We start from the raw sequence: 3,481 nt of genomic DNA on the forward strand, positions 1-3,481 counted from the left end.
CGCCGGGCGCCGGGAAGATCAACCTGGACAAGGGCCGGGTCAGCCTGCAGAAGAACCAGACCGTGTCCCTGGTCAAGGGCGGCCGGCCGCTGCTCTCCCAGGTGCGGATGGGGCTCGGCTGGGAGCCGGCGTTCGGGGGCAGGGACATCGACCTGGACGCCTCCGTCATCGCCTACGGCCCGCAGCGCAACCACATCGACAGCTGCTACTTCGGCAAGCTGTCGATCCTGAACGGCGCGGTCAAGCACTCCGGCGACAACCTCACCGGTGAGGGCGGCGGCGACGACGAGGTGATCGTGGTCGACCTCGGCCGGCTCCCGCAGGAGGTCACCGGACTGGTCTTCACGGTCAACTCCTTCTCCGGCCAGAAGTTCACGGAGGTCGCCAAGGCCTACTGCCGCCTGGTCGACGCGGCCACGGGCGAGGAACTGGTCCGCTTCGACCTCACCGGCGCCGAGCCCCAGACCGGCGTCCTGATGGCCAAGCTCGTCCGCCAGTTCTCCGGCGAGTGGGACATGACGGCCCTGGGCTCCTTCGTCAAGGCCCGTACGGTGCGCAACATGACGGAACCGGGCGCCCGGGCCCTGTGACGACCGTATCCGGCGGGTGCCGTGGGTACGGGCTCGCCGGGTGCCGGGCTCGCCGGGTGCCGGGCGCGGCGGGTGCCGCGGGTCCGGCGGCACCCGTCGGATCAGCCGGAGCGCAGCCCTTCGGTCAGCAGCCGCAGATAGCGCCGGATCTCCCGCTCCCCCGCACCCGCCGACTCCGCCGCCACCGCGACCCCGTGCGCCAGCCGCAGCACCTCGACCGGCTCCAGGTCCGGGCGCAGCGTCCCCTCCGCCTGCGCCGCCGGCACCAGCCGGTCCACCGCGCCCTTCACCACGGTCCCGCACACCGTCAGGGCCGCCGATCCGTCGTCGTCGGTCACCGCCGAGCCGAGCAGCGCCTTCATGCCCCGGACCTGGAGCGTGCGGACCACCAGCTCGTACAGCCACTCCATGAGCGCCTCGCCCGGCGGCAGCCGGGCGGCCAGCTCGTCGGCGCGCGCGCCGAGCGCTTCGACCCGGTCCACGTACGCCGCCTCCAGCAGCGCCCGCCGGGTGGGGAAGTGCCGGTAGAGCGTGCCGGAGCCGACGCCCGCCCGCTTGGCGATGTCGTCGAGGGAGGCCGTCTCCCCGTGCGCGGCGAAGGCCTCCGCCGCCGCCTTCAGCAGCCGCTCGTAGTTGCGCCGGGCATCCGCGCGCATGGGCCTGCCCTGCGTCATCCACCCACTCCTCGCCGCCCGGGAACCTCTGCGTATCGTAGGCCGCGGGCACGGAGGGCCCTTCAGACGAGCCAGGGCCAGTTCCCGTCCCGGCCGCTCTCCAGCAGCGGGACCATGCGGAACGCGCTGTCGGACAGGCCGCCGAAGGTGTGCCGGTGGCCGGTGCCCGACGGACCGTGGCCCGCCCGGTGGCCCGCGAGGTTCCAGGTGTAGACCGGGACGCCCGCCGGGACCGAGGAGACCGGGTCGCCGTGCCGGCTCGGGGCGTACTGCTCGTCGGTGACGATCAGCACCCGGTCCTGCCCGTCGTAGTGGCGGCGCACCGCCCCGGTGGTGTCGGTGCCGCCCAGGTCGCCGAAGCGCTCCAGGACCTTCAGCACCGACTCCCCCGCGCGGAACGCGACCTTCTCGCTGGTGGAGCCGAACTGCACCAGATCGGCGTGCGCCGCCCGCAGTGCGAGGGCGGTGCCGAAGACCGCCGCCGCGTCGGCCCGGCTGAGCCGGGACCGCTCGGTCACCCGCGACCAGAACATCGAACCGGACCGGTCGACCAGCACCAGCGAGCGGCCCGGCAGCGCCGGCACGTTGGCCAGCGAGTGGCCGAGTGCCCGCTCCAGCGGGTAGGACCAGCGCAGCGAGGGCGCGTGCTGGTACGCGGCCAGGTAGCGGAAGGGGAACTGCCGCGAACGGCGCACCTCGTGCGGATCGCTGATCCGCGCCGCGACCCGGGCGGCGACCTCGTCCGACACCCCGGCCTCGTCGAAGTTGCGCAGGTTGCGGACGAGCGCCATCGTGCCCATGGACGGGATCACGGCCTCCCAGGCCGCCTTGTCCATCGGCCCCTGCAGCCAGCCGGCCAGCGCCTCCCAGGTGATACCGGCCGCGGCCAGCCGCTCGGCGCCGTCGGGCGAGGTGACGAGCGCCCGCCGCTGCTCGACCGGCAGGGCCGTCAGCTCGCGGTGCAGGGCGAGCGCCGGGAGCGACGCCGGCGGCACGGCGGTGTCCGGGTGGTGCCGCCGGTCGAGCGCGTGGCGGAACAGGTCGCCCTGCCACGGCTTGTCCGGGTCCGGCGAGGCGTGCACCAGGTTGAGGACGTCACCGAACCGGTACCCCTTGGACGCGGTGTCGTACTTGAGCAGCGACCGGACGTGGTAGAGCCGTCGGACGGCGTCGGCGATGCCGCGCTTGACGGGCTTGGGGACCGCGCGGCCGTGTGTCGACGTCCAGTAGGCGAGCAGTTCGCCGGGCTCGTCCGGGCGCTGCAGCACCGAGGCCACGACCTGCCGGTTGGACGGGCCGCCGGTCGCACCGGCGGCCAGCCGCGCGTGCACGTACTCGGCGGCGCCGACGAGGGAGGCCGTGCGCATGTTCCCCTCGCCGCGCAGCCAGCCGAGCAGGCCGGCCGTCCACTCCGGGTCGCTGACGGCGAGGGCGCGGACGAGGCGGGTGAAGCGGTCGTCGCGGTCCCCGGCACTCTCGTAGAAGGTGTCGCTGAGGAAGTGCGACACGGCCAGCAGGAACAGCTCCGAGCGCGGGTCGCGCGCGTGGCCCCGGCCGCCCTCGTGGGTGCGCAGGGTGCGGCCCGTGGAGGTGACGGCCGACACCGGCCGCGCCTTCGCCGTACGCGTGTTGAAGCGCGCCATGGTGAATTCCCCCGAATTCGCTTGGGTTTCGGAGGGAGGCGCGGCAAAGGGAAGGTGTCCGAGATCGGAGTCGGCGGCGGGCCTTGTCAACTGGCGCGTCTTCCCGTTCCGCCACACCGGCCCCGGGCCGGTGACGGGGTTCGAACCCGCACCCCTGTGTCCAGGGACCAGTCCCCTGAAGTATCCGCTGCCTGCGCACCGGACACCCACCGTGTGCCGCGCCTCCCGAGATCAGGTCGGCCACGGCGGGGGTTCTTTTTGGAGAAGAAGTAGCCGTGGCCCGCGCACCGGGAGGTGCATGGAGTTTTCGGTGTCCAGAGATCGAGGCCGGCGGAACCGACGTATGGTGCTCTGCCCCTGAGCTACACCGGCACGTCGATGCCGGTGGCGGGACTCGAACCCGCGACCGCCCCGTTATGAGTGGAAGTAGGTCCTGCCTTCGCACCTGGACGAGGATCACTCTAGGAGGGGGCCGCGGGACGGGCGAGCGAATTAATCAGCGAGCGGACCGAGCGGAATTCAGACCCGCTTCTGGCGCTTCCAGGGGCCGGTGACGGCCAGCATGATGCCGGGC

At 73.1% G+C, this 3,481-nt stretch carries 3 protein-coding genes; 1 reads left to right on the forward strand and 2 read right to left on the reverse strand.

Features of this window, described 5'->3' with window-relative positions:
• A partial coding sequence (locus IE312_RS42230) for a TerD family protein (RefSeq protein ID WP_229900543.1) occupies positions 1-590 on the forward strand: 590 nt, incomplete at its 5' end.
• Between the two features lie 101 nt (positions 591-691).
• On the opposite strand, the gene IE312_RS28725 is transcribed toward IE312_RS42230, so the two are convergent.
• The gene (locus tag IE312_RS28725; protein ID WP_189985209.1) at positions 692-1,264 is read right to left on the reverse strand and encodes a TetR/AcrR family transcriptional regulator; all 573 of its coding nucleotides are present in this window, start codon (positions 1,262-1,264) and stop codon (positions 692-694) included.
• A gap of 62 nt (positions 1,265-1,326) precedes the next feature.
• Positions 1,327-2,907, reverse strand: a complete 1,581-nt coding sequence (locus IE312_RS28730) for a TROVE domain-containing protein (protein WP_189985210.1) — start codon at positions 2,905-2,907, stop codon at positions 1,327-1,329.
• Between the last annotated feature and the right edge of the window lie 574 nt (positions 2,908-3,481).

The sequence above is a fragment of the Streptomyces capoamus genome, assembly GCF_014654935.1.
Taxonomy (GTDB): domain Bacteria; phylum Actinomycetota; class Actinomycetes; order Streptomycetales; family Streptomycetaceae; genus Streptomyces; species Streptomyces capoamus.

What these genes read in the sequence shown, in the direction of transcription:
- IE312_RS28725 (WP_189985209.1), bottom strand. Translation starts at nt 1,264, where the DNA reads ATGACGCAGGGCAGGCCCATGCGCGCGGATGCCCGGCGCAACTACGAG.
- IE312_RS28730 (WP_189985210.1), bottom strand. Translation starts at nt 2,907, where the DNA reads ATGGCGCGCTTCAACACGCGTACGGCGAAGGCGCGGCCGGTGTCGGCC.